General features: G+C 43.8%; 16 protein-coding genes and 1 pseudogene. 10 read left to right on the plus strand and 7 right to left on the minus strand.

Features of this window, described 5'->3' with window-relative positions; genetic code table 11:
- Positions 1–247: 247 nt before the first annotated feature.
- The gene (locus QUF07_RS09175) at positions 248–1615 is read right to left on the minus strand and encodes an FAD-binding oxidoreductase (RefSeq protein ID WP_289427245.1); all 1368 of its coding nucleotides are present in this window, start codon (positions 1613–1615) and stop codon (positions 248–250) included.
- Between the two features lie 417 nt (positions 1616–2032).
- On the opposite strand from QUF07_RS09175, the gene QUF07_RS09180 reads away from it, so the two are divergent.
- From QUF07_RS09180 to metF, 6 genes and pseudogenes are all read left to right on the plus strand, one after another.
- On the plus strand, positions 2033–2941 hold the full coding sequence (locus tag QUF07_RS09180) for a PLP-dependent cysteine synthase family protein (protein WP_289427246.1): 909 nt from the start codon (positions 2033–2035) through the stop codon (positions 2939–2941).
- Positions 2942–2965: 24 nt separating this feature from the next.
- Positions 2966–4150, plus strand: a complete 1185-nt coding sequence (locus QUF07_RS09185) for a trans-sulfuration enzyme family protein (RefSeq protein ID WP_217342056.1) — start codon at positions 2966–2968, stop codon at positions 4148–4150.
- Positions 4116–4661 (plus strand): serine O-acetyltransferase EpsC, encoded by a 546-nt coding sequence (epsC, locus tag QUF07_RS09190; protein ID WP_217342052.1) that lies wholly within the window; start codon positions 4116–4118, stop codon positions 4659–4661. The genes QUF07_RS09185 and epsC overlap by 35 nt, the downstream gene beginning before the upstream one ends.
- 694 nt (positions 4662–5355) lie before the next feature.
- Positions 5356–5832, plus strand: a complete 477-nt coding sequence (locus QUF07_RS09195; RefSeq protein WP_054746957.1) for an S-ribosylhomocysteine lyase — start codon at positions 5356–5358, stop codon at positions 5830–5832.
- A 114-nt stretch (positions 5833–5946) separates the two neighbouring features.
- Entirely contained in the window at positions 5947–8232 is a 2286-nt protein-coding gene (gene metE / locus QUF07_RS09200) for a 5-methyltetrahydropteroyltriglutamate--homocysteine S-methyltransferase (protein WP_217342051.1), read from the plus strand.
- A pseudogene (gene metF / locus QUF07_RS09205) lies at positions 8210–9079 on the plus strand (methylenetetrahydrofolate reductase [NAD(P)H]). Before metE ends, metF begins: the two are co-directional and overlap by 23 nt.
- A 229-nt stretch (positions 9080–9308) precedes the next feature.
- Here the strand turns inward: metF and QUF07_RS09210 are convergent.
- Positions 9309–10427 carry an aminotransferase gene (locus QUF07_RS09210; protein ID WP_289427247.1) on the minus strand — a complete coding sequence of 373 codons (1119 nt, stop codon included), beginning with the start codon at positions 10425–10427 and terminating at the stop codon, positions 9309–9311.
- A gap of 344 nt (positions 10428–10771) precedes the next feature.
- Here QUF07_RS09210 and QUF07_RS09215 point away from each other — a divergent pair, with 344 nt between their 5' ends.
- The gene (locus QUF07_RS09215) at positions 10772–11179 is read left to right on the plus strand and encodes a Spx/MgsR family RNA polymerase-binding regulatory protein (RefSeq protein WP_289427248.1); all 408 of its coding nucleotides are present in this window, start codon (positions 10772–10774) and stop codon (positions 11177–11179) included.
- 323 nt (positions 11180–11502) lie between these two features.
- Here QUF07_RS09215 and QUF07_RS09220 read toward each other — a convergent pair whose 3' ends face one another.
- Positions 11503–13668, minus strand: a complete 2166-nt coding sequence (locus tag QUF07_RS09220; protein WP_289427249.1) for a YhgE/Pip domain-containing protein — start codon at positions 13666–13668, stop codon at positions 11503–11505.
- A gap of 129 nt (positions 13669–13797) precedes the next feature.
- Between QUF07_RS09220 and QUF07_RS09225 the strand changes: the two genes are divergently transcribed.
- Entirely contained in the window at positions 13798–14490 is a 693-nt protein-coding gene (locus QUF07_RS09225; RefSeq protein WP_289427250.1) for a D-alanyl-D-alanine carboxypeptidase, read from the plus strand.
- An 18-nt stretch (positions 14491–14508) separates the two neighbouring features.
- Entirely contained in the window at positions 14509–16671 is a 2163-nt protein-coding gene (locus QUF07_RS09230; protein ID WP_289427251.1) for a YhgE/Pip domain-containing protein, read from the plus strand.
- Between the two features lie 140 nt (positions 16672–16811).
- On the opposite strand, the gene ppx is transcribed toward QUF07_RS09230, so the two are convergent.
- The 3 genes from ppx to QUF07_RS09245 are packed head-to-tail and all read right to left on the minus strand — an operon-like array spanning position 16812 to position 21474.
- Positions 16812–17759 (minus strand): exopolyphosphatase, encoded by a 948-nt coding sequence (gene ppx / locus QUF07_RS09235; RefSeq protein WP_217342044.1) that lies wholly within the window; start codon positions 17757–17759, stop codon positions 16812–16814.
- Positions 17759–19933, minus strand: coding sequence for an RNA degradosome polyphosphate kinase (locus QUF07_RS09240; protein ID WP_289427252.1), 2175 nt, complete (start codon positions 19931–19933; stop codon positions 17759–17761). Before QUF07_RS09240 ends, ppx begins: the two co-directional genes overlap by 1 nt.
- Positions 19930–21474, minus strand: a complete 1545-nt coding sequence (locus QUF07_RS09245) for a Ppx/GppA phosphatase family protein (RefSeq protein ID WP_217342042.1) — start codon at positions 21472–21474, stop codon at positions 19930–19932. Before QUF07_RS09245 ends, QUF07_RS09240 begins: the two co-directional genes overlap by 4 nt.
- Before the next feature lie 218 nt (positions 21475–21692).
- On the opposite strand from QUF07_RS09245, the gene QUF07_RS09250 reads away from it, so the two are divergent.
- Positions 21693–22556 carry an aldo/keto reductase gene (locus QUF07_RS09250; RefSeq protein WP_217342041.1) on the plus strand — a complete coding sequence of 288 codons (864 nt, stop codon included), beginning with the start codon at positions 21693–21695 and terminating at the stop codon, positions 22554–22556.
- A 90-nt stretch (positions 22557–22646) separates the two neighbouring features.
- On the opposite strand, the gene tnpA is transcribed toward QUF07_RS09250, so the two are convergent.
- Positions 22647–22852 (minus strand): IS200/IS605 family transposase (tnpA, locus tag QUF07_RS09255; protein WP_289427253.1); only part of this gene is annotated, 206 nt, incomplete at its 5' end.

Below are 22852 nucleotides of genomic sequence, written 5' to 3' on the forward strand. Positions count from 1 at the left end.
CCATTTTAACTTCATAAGGAAACATAATAAAACCCCTTGAATTAGATTTCTCCAATTCAAGGGGTTCAGTTCATTTTGGAATAGTTGGTTCTTTTCGTTAAATGGCCGGGATCAGCCGTTTGGCGCAGCTTTTATCCAGGTGGCTAGGGCGATGATCATCGATTGAAAATTAATATATATATCCCGCCTCATATATCATCAGTGAATTAGCCGATCCATCAACCTCAGCTGTTAAAGACTCCTACGGTTAGACTTTTCTGCCCGGATTCAAGATGTTATTAGGATCAAAGGCTTTTTTAACCTTTCGTTGCAGCTCAACCACATCTTCACCAAGTTGAGGCAGTACCCACTTGTACTTCAAATCACCGATCCCATGCTCGGCTGAAATTGTGCCGCCAATGGATTGGACGTACTTGAAGATTTTATTAATTGCATCATTGACGTCGGCTGGCGTTTCGGAATAGTCCTTTGAAACGGCGAAGTTTGGATGGAAGTTACCGTCACCAGCATGGCCACCCAAAAAGGCAGTCACTTTAGACGTGAATTGTAATTTTTCAACAAAGTCAGCCAAATCTGGTAGTTTGGATAACGGCACGGCGACATCTTCCACGATCAAGCGCCCATAAGCAGCTTCTGCCTGATAATAATCTTGGCGAATCTTAATGATCTTCTTGGCATAACCTGGATCGTCGGTGACATTAACCTGCAATGCTCCTGATTTAGTCAAAATCTTCTTCAAAGCGTCAACCGCGCCGGCTGGAGCAACGTCCAATTGGAAGATTAAGAGGGATTCAGCACCGCCCTTACCCAAATCGGACTTTTCCAAATTATCCAGAGCTTCAATCGATGTTTTATTTAAAGCTTCCATCATGGACGGATAGAGGCCACTACCAGAAATATTTTGAACCCCAATGCTCAATTGCTTCATGTTGTTAAAAGTTGTCAACCCTGTAACGGGGTTTCCAAACGGAATTGGTAGTAACTTGACCGTAGCCGCGGTAATAATTCCCAGCGTTCCTTCAGAACCGACAAATAAATCGGTCAAATCGTAAGGGGCATTGTTTTTGAATGTTTTACCACCTAATTCCACCAATTTCCCGTCAGCCAGAACCACCTGCAACCCAACAACGGATTGCTTCGTTGTTCCGTACTTTAACGAGCTCATTCCACCAGCATTGGTTGCAATATTCCCACCGACCGAACTGATTCGCTTGGAACCAGGATCAGGTGAAAAGAAGTACCCATGTTTGCGAACTTCTTCATCAAGATCTGAGTTTAAAACGCCCGCTTGGACAATGGCATACTGGTTGGGAATATTAATTTCCAATATCTTATTGAGTTGTGTCAGGTCAATGATCAAGCCACCCTTTTCAGCCGCCGATCCGTTAACAATTGATGTTCCGGCACCACGAGCAGTAACTGGAATCCGGTTATCGTTCGCAAATTTAACCGCCGCCTGCACATCGGCAACGCTTTTAGCCTGAATAACTGCTAATGGCTGATTATCTTCTTCAATTGCTTCAGTAAATTTATCACTGCTCAATTTCTTGATTTCTTCATTGTCTGACACAATCTGACCATCTGGCAATGATAACTCATTAATATTAACTGACATCTTGTCGCCAACCTTCATCGTTAATTTGAGTACAAGGATCCCCTCATTTGGTATTGATTATGAGTAAATTATTAAAATTTGTCAATGTGCGAAAGTCGACTTTAATCACTAACCTAATGAATCGCAGCAAATAAAAATTAAAATATCATTTGACAATGTCATCTAAATTCAGTATGATTTGATCAACAAAATTTCGGAGGTGTCCTTATGACTCAATCAATGTTTAATGCAATCAATAACTGTTGTCGAACAACGCGCGTTTTGCGATGTTCGGCCTGTTAGCATTGACATTTTGAGGAATACCGACCTTAAAAGTTAATTGCCTTTCAGGGGCATGAACGCAGCAAAGGGTGCGAAAATTCATTTGAGTTTTCGCACCCTTTTTCTATCTATTTTGACATTTGAGAGGATGACATCATGTTAATTCAATCAGTTTCACAACTCATCGGCCACACGCCACTTATTGATCTCCAAATTGATCTTCCAAATCACAGTCACATTTACGCCAAACTTGAAATGTTCAATCCTGGCGGCAGCATCAAGGACCGGCTTGGTCAATACATGATTCAAGATGGCATTGACCGTGGCAAGATCAATGACAGCACCACAATCATCGAGCCAACTGCCGGCAACACTGGCATTGGCGTCGCCTTGGCAACTCAGCAACATGGATTACGAACGATTTTAGTCGTTCCAGAAAAATTTAGTTTTGAGAAACAGCAATTGATGAAGGCGCTGGGGGCAGAGTTAATCAACACGCCGAGTGAATTGGGAATCAAGGGGGCAATCAAGAAGGCACGAGACATTGCCACCAACATCGAAAATAGTTACGTTCCGATGCAATTTGAAAATCCAGCCAATCCGGCGGCCTATTACCACACCCTTGCACCCGAACTCATCGAAGACTTAGGCCAACCCATCACTGCATTTGTGGCGGGGGCTGGCAGCGGAGGCACCTTTGCTGGAATTGCCAAATATCTAAAAGAGCAAAATTCAGCAACCCAAACAATCGTGGCCGAACCAGAGGGATCGATTTTAAACGGCGGTCCAGCTCATCCCCATCGCACCGAAGGCATCGGGGTAGAATTTGTTCCCCCATTCTTTAAGGAGGTCCAAATTGATCAAACTTTGACGATCCCCGATCAGGCCGCCTTTTCCCAAGTGAAACAACTGGCGAGAACCCAAGGGCTGTTTGTTGGCAGTTCAAGTGGTGCCGCCCTGGCCGCCAGCTTACAGGTTGTGGAACACTTACCCCAAAACAGCCGGATTGTGACAGTATTTCCAGACAGCAGTGAACGTTACATGAGTGAACATATTTACGACTAAAAACTAAAAGCGAGGTCCTTTATGATGAAATTTGATACGAAATTATTACATGGCGGCATCAGTGAAGACGCAACCACCGGCGCAACGTCTGTGCCAATTTATATGGCATCAACCTTCCGCCAAAACAAAATTGGCGAGAATCAATATGAATATTCCCGATCTGGCAACCCAACTCGAGAGGCAGTGGAAAAATTAATTGCCGATCTTGAAGGCGGCACTGATGGCTTTGCGTTTGCTTCGGGATCTGCTGCAATCGATACAGTCTTTTCACTCTTTTCGGCTGGTGATCACTTTATCGTTGGCAACGATGTGTATGGTGGGACGTTTAGATTAATCGATGCCGTGCTTAAACGCTTTGGGATGACGTTCACCGTCGTCGACACCCGGGATTTACAGGCAGTTGAGCAGGCAATCACCCCGGCAACCAGAGCGATCTACCTCGAAACCCCAACCAACCCACTACTCCGGGTGACCGACATTGCCGCAATCGCTCACATTGCCAAAGAACACAAGCTATTAAGCATTATCGATAACACCTTTGCTTCACCATATGTGCAACGGCCATTAGAACTGGGAGTTGATATTGTTCTCCACAGTGCGTCTAAATACCTTGGCGGCCACAGCGACGTAATCGCCGGCTTGGTAGTCACCAATGATGAAAAGCTAGGCAAACAAATTGGCTATTTGCAAAATGCCATCGGCGGTATCTTGGCCCCACAAGAAAGTTGGCTGCTTCAACGCGGCATTAAGACCCTTTCGCTCCGAATGCGCGCCCATTTAGCAAACGCTGAAGCCATCTTTGACTATCTCTCCCACCAACCACTTGTCAGCAAAATTTACTACCCAGGCAATCCTGACAATCCAGACTATGACATTGCCCGCAAACAAATGCACGGATTCGGCGCGATGATTTCCTTCGAATTACAACCGGGGCTAGATCCAAAGCAATTTGTTGAGCACTTGCAGGTCATTACCCTAGCGGAAAGTCTTGGCGCGCTTGAAAGTCTCATCGAAATTCCGGCCTTGATGACTCACGGCGCAATTCCCCGCGAAATCCGGCTAAAGAATGGCATTCAAGATGAATTAATTCGACTATCCGTTGGCGTAGAGGATCAGCAAGATTTACTGGCTGACCTGAAAGCCGGGTTCGCTGCTTTGGAGAGGAGCGATGACCATGTTTCAAACAGCCCACTCCATTCTCAAGCGTGATCCAGCGGCTCATAGCCTGACTGAAGTCCTGCTAACCTATCCCGGAATCCGGGCATTATTCTGGTACCGAATTGCCCACTTTTTGGTGTTGAGACGTTTCTTTACCCTCGCGAGTTTGATCAGCCAACACGCGGCTCACAGCACCGGCATCTCGATTTCTCCTAAAGCCACCATTGGCAAACGGGTGTTTATCGATCACGGGGTTGGCGTGGTCATTGGCTCAACCGCAATTGTTGAAGATGACGTCACCATTTTGCACGGCGTCACGCTGGGGGCGAGAACAACTGTCTTCGGTCCCCGCCATCCCCATGTTGAACAAGGTGCCTTCCTAGGTGCAAATGCCCAGATCCTCGGCAACATTACCATCGGGGCTTTCAGCAAAGTCGGCGCCGGTGCAGTGGTCTTAGTTGATGTCCCGCCAAAAACCATTGCGGTGGGAAATCCGGCGAGGATTGTTGGCTTAGGCGTCAACAAAATCGTGGAAGTTAATTTCAAACGCTGGAAAACTTAAAGTCAATTATCTAAAAGAGCACCAGCACTCAAACCCTATCTGAGGATTTAACTGCTGGTGCTCGTCTGAACCACATCGACCATTCGCCATCGCAAAATTATATTCCAACAGGAGAACAAAGCGACTAACCAGGCGGTGTAGCAAAACACGTTCATTAATGGCTTCCTTCACGGCCTCTCAGGACCATCTTAAAGGACAGATTTTTCAGTGGTAATTATACGTGAGCCGACCGCAAAATGCAATTTACAATCAAATTCTCTCAAATGATGGTTGACAATAATTAGAATGGCGTCTATTATTATCATTAAATTTTAATGCTAGTTCAAAAAGCAAAGCTCTGAAGAGAAGAGTAGCCAACTAATTAAGCACAAAGAGAATCCGGTTGATGGGAAAGGATCGCTGATACGTTGGTGAAGATGAACTCTGATTAGCAGCATTCAAGTTCACGCTTGAGTTGTCGGGTGCGACCGTTATATCGCCGAGTATCGATCATGGTACTTTTTGAGGTATTATTTGTGAGAATAATACGAATTCAGGGTGGTACAGCGAAGCATTCGCCCCTTAATCAGATTTTCTGGTGTAAGGGGCGGATGCTTTTTTATTTGGTCAAAAGTTTCTGGAAGGGTTTTTATGATTCTTAGCACGCGTTAAAATAACAGTGTATCAAATAAATTTTAAGGAGATTGACACTATCATGGCAAAAGTTGAAAGTTTTACATTGGATCACACAAAGGTTAAAGCACCCTACGTTCGGTTAATTACTGAGGAAACTGGTCAAAAAGGCGACGTTATCTCAAACTACGACTTACGACTGGTTCAACCCAACCAAAACGCGATTCCAACTGCCGGTTTACACACGATTGAACATCTCTTAGCCGGCTTGCTTCGTGACCGCCTCGACGGTGTGATTGACTGCTCACCATTTGGCTGCCGAACTGGTTTTCATTTGATTACTTGGGGCAAGCACAGCACCACAGAAGTTGCCAAGGCCCTGAAAGGTTCACTTGAAGAAATCGCCAACGACATCCAATGGAAGGACGTTCAAGGAACTGACAAATATAGCTGTGGAAATTATCGTGACCACTCATTATTCTCAGCCAAGGAATGGAGCAAAGATATTCTAGCTAAGGGAATTTCTGATGACCCATTCGAACGACACGTTGTCGACTAGTCTCATTTATGAGATTTTGACCCCGTCTTATACCCTTCTCACATTACAACACCAAGCAACTAACATTAAAATAAGTTCACAAATCACTTTGCAACTAAAACTAGGAGGGTTTATATGACAACCACAATTATTGGATTTCCCCGGATCGGGCATCACCGCGAATTAAAATTTGCAACGGAACACTATTGGAAGAACAAGATCGACCAAGCCGCACTTTTAAAAACAGCTGACGAGATCAAGCAGAATCACTGGCAAGCGCAACAAGCGGCCGGAATCGATTTGATTCCAGCTGGTGACTTTTCGTTCTTTGACGGGGTTCTTGATACAGCTAATTTACTGAACATCGTTCCTGCCCGCTACAAACAATTGAATCTATCGCCACTTGATGAATACTTTGCCCAGGCGCGTGGGTACCAACGGGGATCCGAAACGGTTAAGGCCCTCCCAATGAAGAAGTGGTTCAACACCAATTACCATTACATCGTCCCTGAATTTTCCAAGGATACCGATGTCAAATTGGTTGGTGACAAATTATTTAATGAAGTTGATGAGGCCCTCAAGCTCGGAATCAACGCAAAGGCGGTCATCACCGGACCATATACTTTGTTAAAATTAAGCAGGTTTATTGACGGCGCCAAGCCAACTGATTTTACTGATACATTGGCAACCGCTTATTCCCAAGTGCTGCAAAAGCTTGGTCAACAAGGCGTTAAGTGGGTTCAAATTGACGAACCAGCCTTGAGTTTTGACGTTGATGCCGCTGAAAAGCAATTGTTCGACAAACTCTATCAGACAATTTTAGCCAACAAAGGGACTGTTAAGGTCCTCCTTCAAAACTACTTTGGCGATCTTCGGGATGTTTATCATGATGTCACCAGCCTTGATTTTGATGGCATTGGCCTAGACTTCGTTGAAGGCCACTACAACGCCGAATTAATTAAGCAAAATGGTTTCCCAGCTGACAAAGTCTTATTTGCCGGCATTGTCAACGGTAAGAACATTTGGCGGAATCATTACGCTAAGACGATCGCTTTCTTAAATGGCCTTCATACCGATGCAACAATCGTCCTCAGTAGTTCGACTTCCCTGCTTCACGTTCCTTACACGGCTGCCGACGAAACCAAGCTGCCTGCCGATGTGCACCAACACTTGGCATTCGCCACTGAAAAGCTGGCTGAAATTAAGGAATTGGATAACATTTTTCGCGATGAGGCAGATGGTCAGGCCGCTTTGGATAAAAATGACGCCCTCTTTAAGAACGTCAAGCATCCCTATAAAGAAGCGGTTCATGAGCGAATTGCCAAGCTGACTGACGCTGATTATACCCGCTTGCCAAAACGAAGCGAGCGAGAAGCCATTCAGAAAAAGGAATTTAATCTGCCGATCCTGCCAACCACAACGATCGGTTCATTCCCCCAAACCAAGGACGTTCGGCAAAATCGGTCAAAATTACGTAAGGGTGAAATTACCCGTGAACAGTACGATCAATTTAACGAAGACAAAATTCGCCGAATTATCAAAATTCAAGAAGATCTTGGCTTGGATGTACTGGTTCATGGTGAATACGAACGTAACGACATGGTCGAGTACTTCGGCGAAAAGCTGGACGGCTTTGTCTTCACTCAAAATGGTTGGGTTCAATCCTACGGAACTCGTGGGGTCAAGCCACCAATCATTTGGGGCGATATCAACCGGACAGCTCCAATCACCGTCAAAGCATCCGTTTTTGCAAAAAACTTAACCAACAAGCCCGTTAAGGGAATGCTCACCGGACCTGTCACCATCTTCAACTGGTCATTCCCGCGAGAAGACGTTACCCCGAAGGAATCGGTCACCCAAATTGCGTTAGCACTTCAAGATGAAGTCCTTGATTTGGAAAAGAATGACATCAAGATTATCCAAATTGATGAACCAGCTTTGCGGGAAAACTTACCACTCCGAAAATCCAACTGGTACTCTGAATATCTTGACTGGGCTGTGCCGGCATTCCGGCTTGTTCACAGTAAGGTTCAAGCAAGTACCCAAATTCATACCCATATGTGTTACAGCGAATTTGGTGACATTATCAAGGCAATTGATGCTTTGGATGCCGATGTCATTTCGTTTGAAGCTTCCAGAGCGGACTTCACCTTGATTGACGAATTAGTTGCGGCGAACTTCCAAACAGAAGTTGGTCCCGGTGTTTACGATATTCATTCACCTCGAATCCCATCGGAACAAGAGGTTGAAGATTTAATCAAGCAGTTGGTTTCAAAATTACCCGTTGAAAAAATCTGGATTAACCCTGACTGTGGTTTAAAGACGCGTTCTGAAGATGAAGCGTTCGAGAGTCTTCGAAATATCGTTGACGCAACTAAAAAGGTTAGGAGTGCGATTCATGAGCCTAACGGAGTTATTTAACCAGAAAACTGTTTTTTCATTAGAAGTATTCCCACCGAAGAAGACCGCTGATAAGGACGCAATTTTGCCGACGTTAGAGCAATTGCAATCGATTAATCCAGACTTTATTTCGGTCACTCTAGGTGCTGGTGGAACTGATCATTATGATCGCACAGTAGAAGTTGCCAACTTGATTCAGAATCAATTAAAGATTCCCGCAATGGCCCATGTACCTGGGTTGTATCAAACCAAGCAACAAGTGTTGGATTTGCTTGATCAACTCAGTTCCATTAATGTCGAAAACGTTTTGGCATTGCGAGGCGACCATATTCCTGATAAACAACCAGCTGGTGATTTCAATCATGCCAACGAACTGGTGGCTTTCATCAAGGAGAATCGGCCCAACTTCAGCATTGCCAGTGCGTGTTATCCCAACTGTCATATGGAGGCGACTGACTTCGTTGATGATATTGGCAATTTAAAGCGGAAGGTCGATTCAGGGGTTGACCATTTGATCACCCAACTATTCTTTGATAACCAAGCCTTCTATGATTTCAAAGAAAAGACTGAAATTGCTGGCATTAACGTCCCAATTGAAGCTGGAATTATGCCATGTACCAATCGCAACCAAATTGCCAGAATTACGCAACTGTCGGGGGTCCCACTACCCAAAAAGTTCCGGGCCATCATGGACCGTTACCAAGACAATAAGGAAGCAATGAGGGATGCTGGGATTGCCTAGGCAGTCGATCAGATCATTGATTTGGTATCTCAAGGCGTGGCCGGCATTCATTTGTACACGATGAACCACCCGGGAATTGCCAAACAGATTTGGCAAGAGACCCGCGCGGTGATAAACGCGAAGTGAGTGGGGAACTTGGAATCCCATTCTTCTGAATAAAGCAACAAACAGGCCGGGACATCTATTAATTTTCAATCGATGATCATTCACTCAGCCCTAGCCACTTGGATAAAAGCTGCGCAAACGGCTGATATCGGCCATTTAACGAAAAGAACCAATTATTCCAAAATCAGGAATAATTGGTTCTTTTCGTTAACTTCTGGGATCAAATCGCCTAATCCCAGTCTCAAACTACCTAATCGTACTGCCTCAAAAATGCAGACAGTCGCTTCAATCCCTCTTTCAAAGTTGCCTCATCAGCACAATATCCCAAACGCACATGACCAGGCATATCAAAGCGGCTTCCGGGAACCAGCAAGACGCCCTGCTCCTGCAACAATCGGATACAAAACGATTCAATGTCTTCTGGAATATCCAGCTTTGGAAATGAGGTTGACACCGCTTGGGGCATCACAACGCTTGCCCGTGGTTCAGAATCAATCCAGTCTTTATAAATATTCAGGTTATTCAGGACAAGCTGGCGATTGCGGGCTAAGACTTTATCACGATGTTTCAAAATGTAAGTCGCCATCAAGTCATCAAATACCCCACAGCAGATCATTGTGTAGTCCCGATACTTTCGGAATCGATCGGCAAGTTCATGATTACTGGCAGTCCAGCCTACTCGAATACCGGGCATCGAATACGTCTTCGAAAGCGAATTTGTCGCGATCCCTTTATCGTAAAGGTCGACAATCGAAGTGAAGTTTTCGGGATGATCCAATGGCAAATAAACCTCATCAACCAATACATAAGCTCCAACCTCCTCGGCAAGCGCGACCACCTGTTTTAAGAAGACCTCATCGAGCAGGGTGCCGGTTGGATTATTGGCATTATTCAAGCAAATCAGCTTCGTATCCGGACGAATTAATGATTTGAGTTTGGCAATATCCGGATACCAATCCTTATCTTCACGAATATGCCAGAAGTCCACCTCTGCACCCAATGACTTCGGAATGTCATATAACTGCTGATAAGATGGGTATTCTGAAATAACATGGTCACCAGGTTCCACCAGCGCGTACAACGCTAAGTGGTTTGCCCCCGTGGCCCCATTAGTTTGCAAAACATTATCCGGATCAACGTGTTTGTATAATTTACTGACTTCAGCCTTAAAATCAGGTGAGCCTTCAATCCAACCGTAATTCATTTTTTGGCTGTCCAGCAGGTCATAAAAACTCGCGCCACCATTGCCATCAAGGGCCAGGGCTTCTGCCATCGTCATTGACGAAATTGTACTTTGCGAAATATCATAAGTGGCCGACTTTTCCCACTTGTTTAACCATTCTTCAACACCAAAACCAGCAATCTTCATATTATTTTTACTCCTTACTAAAGTCACTTTTTGTCAGTATTTATTATGAAATCATTAAATTTGCGGTACAACTTTTACTCGTCAAAACACCAGTTATATTAAGGGTTATCAAACCCATGCCAGAATCCTTTATATTTATTTTTTCTTATATTCATGATAAGATAAAGTTGGGGATGGAGGTGAGGCTTGTCACATGATTCACTGCCTCTATATTGTTGAAACGTGTTCCAAAGGGCTGATCCTTACCGTGTAACCAACTCGCTTCACTATTCAAGTCAGTTACCCTCCGAGATCACAGCACCCTTTGCCACACTCTTAACGGTTTGCCAAGGGAGATGGTTCTTATGTTGAACTTACTGGTAGCACCTAGCAGCTCTTCTAGTCGTCAGGCTCGCCAATGGCTTATCGACCACGGGATCGAGTTCAAGGAAAGAAACCTTGCCCGCAAGCCGCTAAACGCCGATGAGATTAAGAAACTTCTTCGATTAACAGAAAATGGGACGATGGACCTCATCTCTACCCGTTGTAACGCTTATCACAAGTTAAAAGTTGATATCGATGATTTAACTGTATCACAGTTAGTCGATCTAATGGTAAAAAATCAGGATCTAATCCGCCGCCCAATGATATACAACGATGAACAGCTTCAAGTTGGCTTCAGCGAGGATGATATCAGAAGCTTTTTACCACGTGAAGTAAGAAGAGAAAATCTCAAGGCGTTGATGAACAATCAGGTTGGCGCGCAAGTGTAGTTCAATCATTATTGGGTGTGGGATGAATAAACGAGTTGATGTTGAAAAGATTGAGAGGGCTTTTAATTTCAGAGATTGGGAAAGGCAATTTGATCCCAGAATTTAAGTGAAAAAAGGAATGCATTCTGGCTTTTTGAATGCATTCCTTTTTTTGCTTAAATGGCGGGGATCAGCCGTTTATCGCAAGTTTTATCAATATGAGAAGGGAAAGCCAAGTTGCGTTTATAAACTCTTTGCCGACTAATGTCTCGACCATTTTCACTCAAATAACCAAGACTTTAGATTGATTTCACCGTCTACAAATTGGAACTGCTTCGATCAGGTCATTGACCAATTCCACTTCTCACAAAATCGCCTAGCAGCCGATCGGTCACCCGCTTCAGTGACTTCTTGAGAAATAGGCCAATTAACAATCCACCAATCAGCATACATATCAAGACCGAAAAGTCGACAATGACCGTTCCAACATTTGGACCGCCAATTGCTTCACGAAAGCCGCTGACGCTATATGAAAACGGGAAAATCGGCTGCATAATCCTAAAAATCAGCGGGTTCAATTGAACTGGATACATGGCGCCACTTCCGGCCAACTGAACGGCCACCATCATGACGGCCAGCGCCTTTCCCAGGTTGCCAAACACCGACGCCATCGTGTAAACAATTACCGAGAACGTCAGTGATGTCACCACCCCGACCATCAGCATTAGGAACAAACTTTCCACGTGAACGTGCAGGATAAAGACGGTCGTCAAAATAATAATGACTGTTTGAATCATTGATAAGGTGTTAAACAGTAACATTTTACCAATATATTCTTCACGAGGCTTTAAATTCTTAAACTTATGGTATTTGGGCACGCTGGTATGAAGGACCGCCACCAACATGGCACACCCGACCCAAATTGATAAAGCCATATAGGTCGGCGAAAAGGCGGATCCAAACGTGCTCACTGGATAGATATTTTCATCCTTCACATTAAAGGGCTCAGCCAAGGCATTTCCCATCAACTTTGGGTTGTTTTGCAAAACACTGATGATATCCGCAATATTATTGTCCGAGGTCAGCTTCAATTGATTGCTAGCATTCAGAATCAAGTCTTTATACTGCAATAGCTGATTCTCCAATTTGCCAGTCGAATCCCCAATCAGCTGATTCCCCCGAATAACGGTATCCAAAGATTTTTCATTTAAATTGCGGACTTGTTTAACATCACTCAAGATGCCTGCAGTCCGATTGGTGGTTGAATTTAATTGCCGCTGGATACCGTTCAGATCATTATGAACGTGATTGTTGTATTGCTGCAATGAGCCATTGAGCTTGGCCATTGTCGAATAAGCATGGTTGACAATGCGCTGTTGAGCACCAGCATTGACCGTACTCCCAGAATTCAACCCCCGCTTCAATGCCGTGACCTGTTGATGTTGCGTATTCAATAGCTGTTCAACACTGGTTAAGCTGTTGATCAAGTTAGTGACTGAAGTTGTTTGGTGACTTTTATTAACCGTCTTTAAGTACGATATCAACGGGGTTAGCTGTCCTCGCACCAAATTAATTTGGGTAACCATCTTGCCAGCCAAACTGTTAACTTGGCTGCGGTTATGAGCTGCACTGGCCGCACTCAATTGTTTCGATAGGGTTGCCAATCGCTTGGCGTTGTCTTGGGAGCTCCTTAATTCCGTGCCAACATTATTAAATGACCGATTCACCGATTGATCAATTGAGTTGATCAGTTCGCGATTGGTTGAGCCGATTGTCCCGGCCACATTGACGTTCTGTGAGGCAGAGATTACCGGCTTTAATTCTGAAAAGGCCATCGCCAAACTGTTGGAAGTATCGCTAATGTCTCCAAGAAATCCAGTTGCCAATTCCATGCTGTCCCCAAGAGAAATGATCAAATCCTTAAGATTCAAAATTTCAGCCTGCTTGCTGCTGGCCTTGTCACCCGCCACATTTAAATAGGAGAAGATGGTCGCGTTGACTTGATATACAAACTGCTTTTTGACCGTACTAACCAGCGTTTTGGCCGCTGTTTCGGTAATCTTATCTCCCATTGGGCTGGATTTGGTATTCGCAGTATAATTAATTTGAGCTTTTGCTGGGTTACTGGACGTGATACTGGTTAGGTCCGCAGAAAAATTGCGGGGAATTTCGACTTCCGCATAATATTTGCCAGCCCGCAACTTGGTTTTGGCAATCTTGGAATCAACGAAGCGCCAACCAATTTGGTGATTCTGTTTCATATTCGCAACAATTTTATCGCCAAAGTTAAACTGCTTTCCTTGCAGCTTAGCACCCTGATCGTTATTCACCACCGCCACTGGAATTCGGCTAACCTCTTGAGTATTGTACGGGTTCCAGAGTGCTTTGACGTTGACCAGCGTATACAGACACGGGAGCACACAGAGCGCAGTAATTGTCAGCAATGCCGCCTTGTATTTGAAAATTGATTTTAAGTCCCGTTGATAAATAAGCTTGATGTTCTTAACCATAATTTGTACCCCAAAATCTGAATAACCGGTTTTTTTCTTCACGAAAATGCATTACAATGATAATAACGCGTCTATTAACCATTAACAATAGTTAACCAATACATTTTTACTTCCAAGGAGATTTTACAGATGAAACGTTCATTAATCAAATCATTGCTGATCTGCCTGCTCGTTATTGCCGGGATCAGCCTATCACAGTCGACTCCCACCGCCGCCAAATCTAAAGCCGCCAAAGTGACCAGTTCCAAAACTTTGACCAAGGATCCGTACCGGGCAGTCAGCGGTTATCTATATACCTCTGCCAAATTAACGAAAAAAGCTCACAATGCCGACAATTACCCGTTGACCACGTTTTATACCTATAAGTCCGCAAATATTACCCGTGCAAATGGTAACAAAGCAGTTTATTATTATGTGAAGAATGGTAATGGCAAGATCAAGGGCTGGATTTGGCGGGGGCATCTAGTTCGGATGCTCAATGTGTCCAAGCAGCGCCAACAAGTCAACCAAATCATTGGCCTGATTGACACGTTATCAATTAACAACAAGAATCAGTTGATTTCAATTCTAGAATCCATGAACCGGACAAATACCATCACTGATTTACTCAATCAACTGAGTGATCTCAAGAATTCGATTAGTAACAACGACGACATTGCCAAGCTCAATGAAATCATCCAGATGATCAAGTCTGACGGGCAGGAACTCAACTATTTATTTAGCCAAGGGATTAATAAACTCTATCCAAAGGTAGTGACCATTCACAACCTGAATGACAAGGTGTTTGCCCTCGCCCAAGGATTGCTCGATCGTCTGAATTAATGAGGACTCAATTTTTCTATGAGAACAATATTTACCTTAATTACACGTGACTTTAAACGAATTTTTCACAGCCGGCCGGTATGGATCACCCTGCTGGCTTTTTGTCTGATCCCAGCTATTTACGCGATTCCTAATATCAAAGCTTCCTGGGACCCATACTCCAAAGCAAATACCAGCCGGCTCCCGATCGCTGTGGTCAACGGCGACGAGGGCAGCACCGTTAATGGTCGATCAATCGATGTCGGGAAACAAATTGTTGGTCAACTCAAGAAGAGTCAAGACATCCATTGGGTCATCACCAACAGCTGGCAAGGCAATAACGGCCTTGACCAAGGAAAATATTACGCTCTAATCGAGATTCCAAATGATTTTTCAAGTAAACTAGGAACGTTGGTCACCACTAATCCCCAAAAGCCAAATATCGTTTACAAATCAAATGAAAAGTTGAACCCGGCCGCCACTAAGATCACTGGTCAAGCCAAAGATACATTAACTGAGCAGGTTCGGGATAATTTCATCAAGATCAGTAGTAAGGCGGCTTTGAAAGAAATGAACGCTGCCGGCGAAAAGCTGGATACCCACAAACCACAAATTTTGCAGATTCGATCATCCTTACTCAATGCGATTAAGACGATTAAGAAAACTCAAGGCTACCTTGGACGGGTCAATGGTGATTCAAAAGACATGCAACAGTATTTGAAGACCGTCAAAACCGACTTACCGAAAATTTCTGCGCAAATCACCGATCTTCAGCGAGTCGTCAATCATGGTAAAGCTTTAACCCGATCAACAAAAACCACCTTGGATAACGCTCGCAGTGATTTAGCAAACGGCTTAACCCAACTCCAATCAGATGGCGAACGGCTCCAATCACTCGCAACTAATCTTGGCACTGGCGACACTTCAACTAATGGGCTGCTCAAAACTGAAATCAACCAAATGCAAAGCCTTGGAAATACCACCATTGACCACATCAACAACGCATTACGAGTGATTGATGTGGTGAATAATATCTTGCCAAGCAACCAAACCACGTCACTCATCCACTCATTGAGTAACGCCAAGAAAAACATTCGCCAACAACAACGAAGCCTCTCCTCGCTAAAATCGGCTGCTAACTCGGGCGCTTCTAAAAAGTCCCTTAATCACTTGGTCGCTCAGCTGTCAAAGACCGGCGACCAACTCGCTCATAACATTGATGACGCAAATTCAACGTTCAATGATACCCTCAGTCAGAACCTGGACGACCTGGGTAACACACTTGATACTGGCATGACCGGTGATGATCAAGTTCTAGAATCATTGCGCAGCCTAGTGCCCCAACTCAACGCGCTGGCAACTGCCGGTAATTCGATTAGTAAACTATCAATTTCACGAGTCAACCAAATTCACAGCAGATTGGCTGAAATTCAGGATAAGTTAACCAATCTGAATGACCAAACTAAATTCATCAATGAACAAAATCTGAACCGCCTAATTAATTTACTGGGCGAAAATCCTAAAGCAGCAAGTCTTTTATCATCGCCAATCACCCTCAAGCAGGCAGATCTTTATAATATGGGCAAGTTTGGGTATGGTGTCACCCCATTTTATACGACCCTATCGATTTGGATCGGGATCTTGTTGCTGACAACAATTGTTTCCTGGAAATATCGAACACCTAAGAATGAACGATTCCCAAAAACCAATTTGATTGAGAAATACGTGGGTAAATTATTGCTCTACCTCTCAATTTCACTCACCCAAACCAGTTTTACCATGATTGGGGAACTGCTGATTCTTGGCATCAGGCCCGTCAGCGTTCTGGCGATGTTGGCAACCGCCTATACGACGACAATCGTCTTTACAATCATCATGTTCACGTTGGTTTACATGTTTGGCAATGTCGGTAAGGTCATCAGTGTTTTGTTGATGATTGTCCAGTTGTTTGGAACTGGCGGCATTTATCCGCTGGAAACCATTCCGCCATACTTGGCTGCTTTAGCCCCTTACCTGCCATTCACGTATGCCATCCAAGGATTCCGGGAGGCCATTGCTGGCCCAATCCCGGCGGTCTTCTGGCATTCGTTGGGGATTCTGGCACTGTTTGCAGTTGGGTTCTTGGTAATCGCACCATTGAGACGCGTGTTCCAGAAACCGATTAGTGAATTGGAAGAGGGCTTCCATAGTTCCAAGTTGTAAGTGAACGTCAATCAAAAAAGGAGGTTAGACATTTTTGTCCAACTTCCTTTTTTGGTGATGGTGAGATTGGAGCCGTTTCTTAAATCATCACGCGGAGACGGGATTTCCTCTTCGCCATTTTAATTTCTAACATTTCAGCTTCACTTACTTTTCTCAACATTTTCCTTAATCAGACTGTGCAGTTTCTCAAATAGAATTCCTTCCCGCAAACCACTCGTTGAGAATGTGATTCGATCGGAATCCAGGTAATTCATCAATAATACTGCTGGGATCAAGCCGCCAACAATGATATCTGCTCGGTCCTTGCTGATGCCAGGTACCTTTTTGCGCTCTTCGAGATTCTCGCCGAGCATTCGTTGGAAGGTATCGTTGACTTGGTCGTCTTTCAGTTGATAACCATGAATGTCATCAGTATCCAATAAATTGTTGTAACGTCGATTAATCTTGGCAAGGGTCCGATTACTTCCGCCCAAGCCAATGACTGGTAAATTAATCCCGTTTTTCAGCCACCAAACATTCTGGAACATTTTCTCTACATACATGACTGCTTTAAAGAATTCTTGGGCAGACACTTCATCAGCTAATGCAAACTTTGCTGATAAGGTCACCGAACCAACCGGAATACTAATCAAGTTGGTCACTCGGCCATTTTGAACGAGTACAATTTCTGCACTGGCACCACCCGTATCAATAATAACCGAGTTCGTTGCCGGTAAGGTTTCGCTTACGCCGACATAATCATAATAAGCTTCTTGAGAACCCGAGATCACTTCAAGATCAATGCCAAGTTCATTCTTAACGCGTTTCAAAAATTGTTTCTGGTTGGTCGCTTGCCGAACTGCTGCAGTGGCAACGGCTTTAATCGTTAAGTTATCCAGCTTGGAATAAACGTCCTTAAATCCCTTCAAGGCAGCCATTGTCCTTTCAATCGCGTCGGGTTGGAGAACCTTTTCAATCCCCATATTTTCGGAAAGCCGGACATACTCTTTCATCTGGGTGACAGTTTGGTAGGTCGCATCCTTACCAATTTGACTAATCGTCATTCGTACCGAGTTGGAGCCTAAATCGATCACAGCAAAATTTTCCATTACTGATTGTCACTCCCATCATCATCGTTAAATGGATCGGGTTGGTTTTGCGGACTTAGCATTGGTTGAAACTGAGCGCCACTTTTTGGTCGTTGAGAACTCTGTTGCGCCTTAGCGAGCTTAGTTGCTTGAGCTGCAAAGTATTCTTGAGAATCAAGTGGTGCGCGGCCCCGACGGTCAACACGTTTATAAATACCATCTTTATCCAACGTTCGTGTCTTGACATTATCCGTCCACATTGTCTCATAAATGGTCACAACTCGCTGAGCTAAATCCGGTTGCAGCACTGGAAAGAGCTGTTCAACCCGCCGGTTTAAGTTTCGCGTCATCAAATCCGCACTGGAAAGATAGACCTGCTGATCACCGTCAAAGTTAAACAAATAAATCCGACTGTGTTCCAGGAAACGGCCGACAATCGAGTGAACCGTAATGTTCTCGCTGACCCCGGGAATCCCCGTCTTTAGGCAGCAAATCCCTCGAACAATCAGATCAATTGCCACGCCAGCCGTAGAGGCTTCATAAAGTTTAGCAATCATCTCCTGATCAGACAAAGAATTCATCTTCATCTGAATGTGAACTGGGCGGTCAGCCTTCACGTACTTAATTGCTTCATCTAAGCGATCCATGATGAAGTCGCGAATGCCATGAGGGGAAATGTGCAATTGATGGAAATATGGCGGTCTGGAATACCCGGATAACATATTAAAAATATTCGTGACATCAATCCCGATGTCATTGTTGCAGGTGAGCAAGCCTAAGTCCGTATAGAAATGAGCAGTCACGTCGTTATAGTTACCGGTTCCCATGTGGATGTAGCGCCGAATGCCATTTTCTTCCCGGCGAACAACCAGCGATAACTTGGAGTGGGTTTTTAACCCAACCAGGCCATAAATAACGTGACAACCCATCTTTTCAAGCTGCCGGGCCCAGTGAACGTTGTTTTCCTCATCAAACCGAGCTTTAACTTCAACCAATACAGTCACTTGTTTGCCATTTTGGGCAGCTCGACCCAAGTATTTGATGATTGGCGAATCACCTGATACCCGATACAGAGTCATCTTGATGGCCAGGACTTCTTTGTCAATTGATGCCTGGCGGATGAATTCCACGACTGAATCAAATTTATCGTAGGGATGCTGCATCAGCCAATCATGTTCCTTAATTGCATCAAAAATATTATGATCGGAATTGAGTTCTTCCGGTTGGTAAGCCGTATATGGTGGATACTTCAAGTCATCGTGGTCAACAGCACTCGCTAGTTTATTGAGGAACGTCAAGTCAATGGGTCCATTGACTTCATAAACGGAATCCTCTTCGGTTTGGAGTTCTTTGACGAGCCGTTTACGGAGTTTCTTACTGATATTGGCATCCACTTCGAGCCGAATGACTTCACCATGCTCTCGTAATTTGAGCTGTTGTTGAACCTTCTTCAATAAATCTGAGGTATCTTCTTCAGCGACATCCAAGTCCATATCTCGAATAACCCGGAAAGTTGAAACTTCTTTGATATCATAGTTGACAAACAATTGATTCACAAAGCGCTTAATCACATCCTCGATCAAAATAAAATCATTTTGAGCCCCTGGCAAACGAACCACCCGTGGAAAAATACTTGGAACCTGGAGAGTTGCGTAAAGCGTCTTTGCATCTGCATCATCATTTTTGGTAATTCGTAAAGAAAGGTTCAATGAATCATTACTGATAAACGGAAACGGTCGCGAACTGTCATCAGCCATTGGTGTCAACACTGGATAGAGCTCATCGTGGAAGTAACCTTTGATGAATTGAAACTGTTTTTCACTAAGGGCATCGATGGTTAACAGATGAATGCCAACCTGATTAATTGCCGGCAACAAGGAACGGTTTAAGGTACTGTATTGCTTGATCAGCATATCATGGGCCTTATCATTTACGGCTTTTAATTGCTGAGCAGGAGTTAGTCCGGAAGCGTCGGTACCCTCGTATTTAACTTCTGTTAACTTAGCTAATGATGCAACCCGCACCATAAAGAATTCATCCAAATTGCTCTGGGTGATCCCAAGAAATTTAACCCGTTCTAACAGTGGATTTGATTTATCCCGAGCCTCATCCAACACTCGGTAGTTAAAATCTAACCAACTAAGCTCTCGGTTCGTATAATAATTGGGATCTTTAAAATCAATTTTTGAACTCATTTTGTTTTCACACTCCTTTGTTTCAGTACAGCTTTAAATCCATATGCTTCAGTGAAAAATTGACTTTTAGAATTAAAAATCCAGTTTTCATAGGCTAAATTGGCATTGCTAAAGACGGTAATAATCACCTTAGGGGCTTTAACTGACACTGAAATTTTCTTGATCTTTTGTTGGCGATCATCATCCAGCGCATCTGCCAGTCGCAGAATTGCAGCTAACTTTGAAATCAGGCGGCGATTATCAGCCGTTAAATGCTGAAAGTGACTCAAATCCTCGCTGGGGGTTGTTGAACTATGGTAACGCGCAACGGCAGCAATTGTCCGCCGCTCCGAATCAGACAAGCCGATAATTTCCGAGTGCTGAATAATGTATTCTGAATGGAGATAATGCTCATGAATTCCAATGTAATTTCCCACATCATGCAAAATCGACGCAACTTCCAGTAAGACCCGTTCGCGATTACCTAATTTGTGAAGCGGCTTTAATTGGTCAAACAAGTGCAACGTGAATTTGGTGACCAGATCTTCATGGTCTTGTTCAACCCCATAGTGAGTTGCCAAGTTATTGGCCATTGTGATTGTTTGAGAAGTGAAATTCTGTTTTGAATAGCCTTTTATGACGGCTTCGTTATTAACTAGGCCATCAACCACGCCAGAATCAGAGAAGCTAATTTCTGTGGCATTAGTCAACCGAATAACCCTTCTAACGAGTAAGAGTTCTGGTAATACCAATGGCACGTAAGACTCATCGACTTTAAGTTGTTCGATTAAATACTGATCAGACGAATCCACTAGATCATCAACCATATTATTAAATGCCTTAGCGGTCAGGCCGCCCTGCTCTTGATCACCGCGATAACGATCAATCATTCGTTTCATAGGCAGTGTGCCCAATAAAATAATTTTACTGGGTTCAGGTTCATGAATCACACTCGAAGGATTGCCAATATAAAAATCATTTAATTTACTATCGATATAATCATTCAAAACACCAATTGAATTGGGAGCCGTCTGCCGCAAGCTTTGTAAATCTTCGGCAATTTTAATGGGTCCTAAGGCAAAATCAGTCGATGAAACAAATTTTCGGTCATCAAATTCAGTAATCACCGTATTCCCAGAAGTGATCCCAACTAAAAAGATGGTCTTAGCTTTACTATCTTTTTCTTTACTAAAATCAACATAGGCTTTTTGATTGCGGTAATAAGTTTCTTGACTTGTAGAGAGCCACCGAATGGTTAGACCAGTGTGAAGAAATAATTGATCAGCAATAAAATCAGCATTGATGGCTTCAGATAATGCTTGACTACCCCAAAGTGTATAGTTGGTTACGCCATAATCATTTAAGATCTGGACAAATCCCGTTAAGGCTTCTGAAACCCGGTCAACGGATTCAAAACTAACTGGCTTATTTTGATAGACATCATCACCAAGATTAATGTCTTTCTTTACCCGCTCCAACGTTTTCAAATTCTTTAGGTTGACAATCAATAATTCTAACCCGGATACGTTTACGATAATTGCACCATAATATTTATCAGTCATCTTACTCATTCCTCTACTTCATTCTGGCAAATTTGGGGCGTCCTTAAATTTATTTTCAAGTTAAGTATACAATATTTGTAATCCTTCTGTATGAAAAGTCGAATAGAATTTTCATTTTCTCTTCAGTTATTTTTTGAGACCATCATCAATTATTTCATTCAATCAGTATACCGACTATAATGAGCACGTATCAAATATTTATGAAAGAAGTGGAAATAATGGCAGAACTGAATGCAGTAAATTCTGGTACTTATCAATTTGATGATCAGTTTAAAATTAATCGGTTAGGATACGGCACCATGCAACTCACTGGGCCAGGAACCTGGGGGCCATACAAAGATTGGAATCAAGCCGTGAGTGTCGTTGAACACGCCACTGAACTTGGTGTTAATTTCTTTGATACCGCTGATTCCTACGGTCCGTGGTTTGCTGACCACTACTTGGCTGCTGGCCTGAAGAAGGCCGCCAACCGCGATCAAATTTTCATTTCGGATAAAGTTGGTCAAACCCGGCAAGGTCCAAGTATTTGGACGCCTCATGGTGAGCCTGGCTATCTTCGTCAACAAGTTGAAGTTTCAATGATGACATTGGGGCTTGACCATGAAGACCTGTTGTTCTTGCATCGAATTGATTCACATTTCCCAGTAGCTGAACAAGTTGGGGAGCTCAAAAAGATGCAGGATGAAGGCAAAATTAAGCACATTGGCCTCAGCCAAGTCACCGTCGAAGAAATCAAAGAAGCCCAAAAATATGCCAAGATTGATGCGGTTGAGAACCTTTATAACGTTGCCAACCACAAAGATGACGATGTGGTGGACTACTGTGAATCCCAGCAGATGGCATTCGTCCCCTGGTTCCCACTCAACACCGGTAAACTAGTCGGTGCTGACAGCCCACTGAGCAATATCGCTAAGAAGTACCATGTTTCCGAAGCCCAAATTGCCTTAGCCTGGTTGTTAAAACGCTCGCCAAACATTCTCCCAATTCCAGGAACGAGTTCAATTCAACATTTGGAGGATAATGTGGCTGCAGCTAACGTTACTTTAAGTGACGCGGATTTCAACCAACTCAGTCAATTGTGAATCAGTCGCCTCATTTAATGAAAGGATTCGCAGAAATCTCTTGGTTTTAACCAGGTAGATGAATGCACAAACTAACACCGAAAGGTGTTATCAGCGTTGATTATCGATATAGTGTTCAACAACTTCCCTGCTCATGTTGCCAAGCGTGCTCATGTAGTAGCTGCGTGACCATAAATGGCCACCCCAAAACTTTTGGGCTTTTACTTCCGGGTGCTTCTTAAAGAATAGGCGCGCAGAGCCACCCTTAAAAGCTTTGACAATATTGGTTGGCGCGTATTTAGGCTTAAAACTAATCA

Origin of the sequence: Lentilactobacillus sp. TOM.63 (assembly GCF_030361045.1) — a bacterium.
Lineage (GTDB): Bacteria > Bacillota > Bacilli > Lactobacillales > Lactobacillaceae > Lentilactobacillus > Lentilactobacillus dabitei.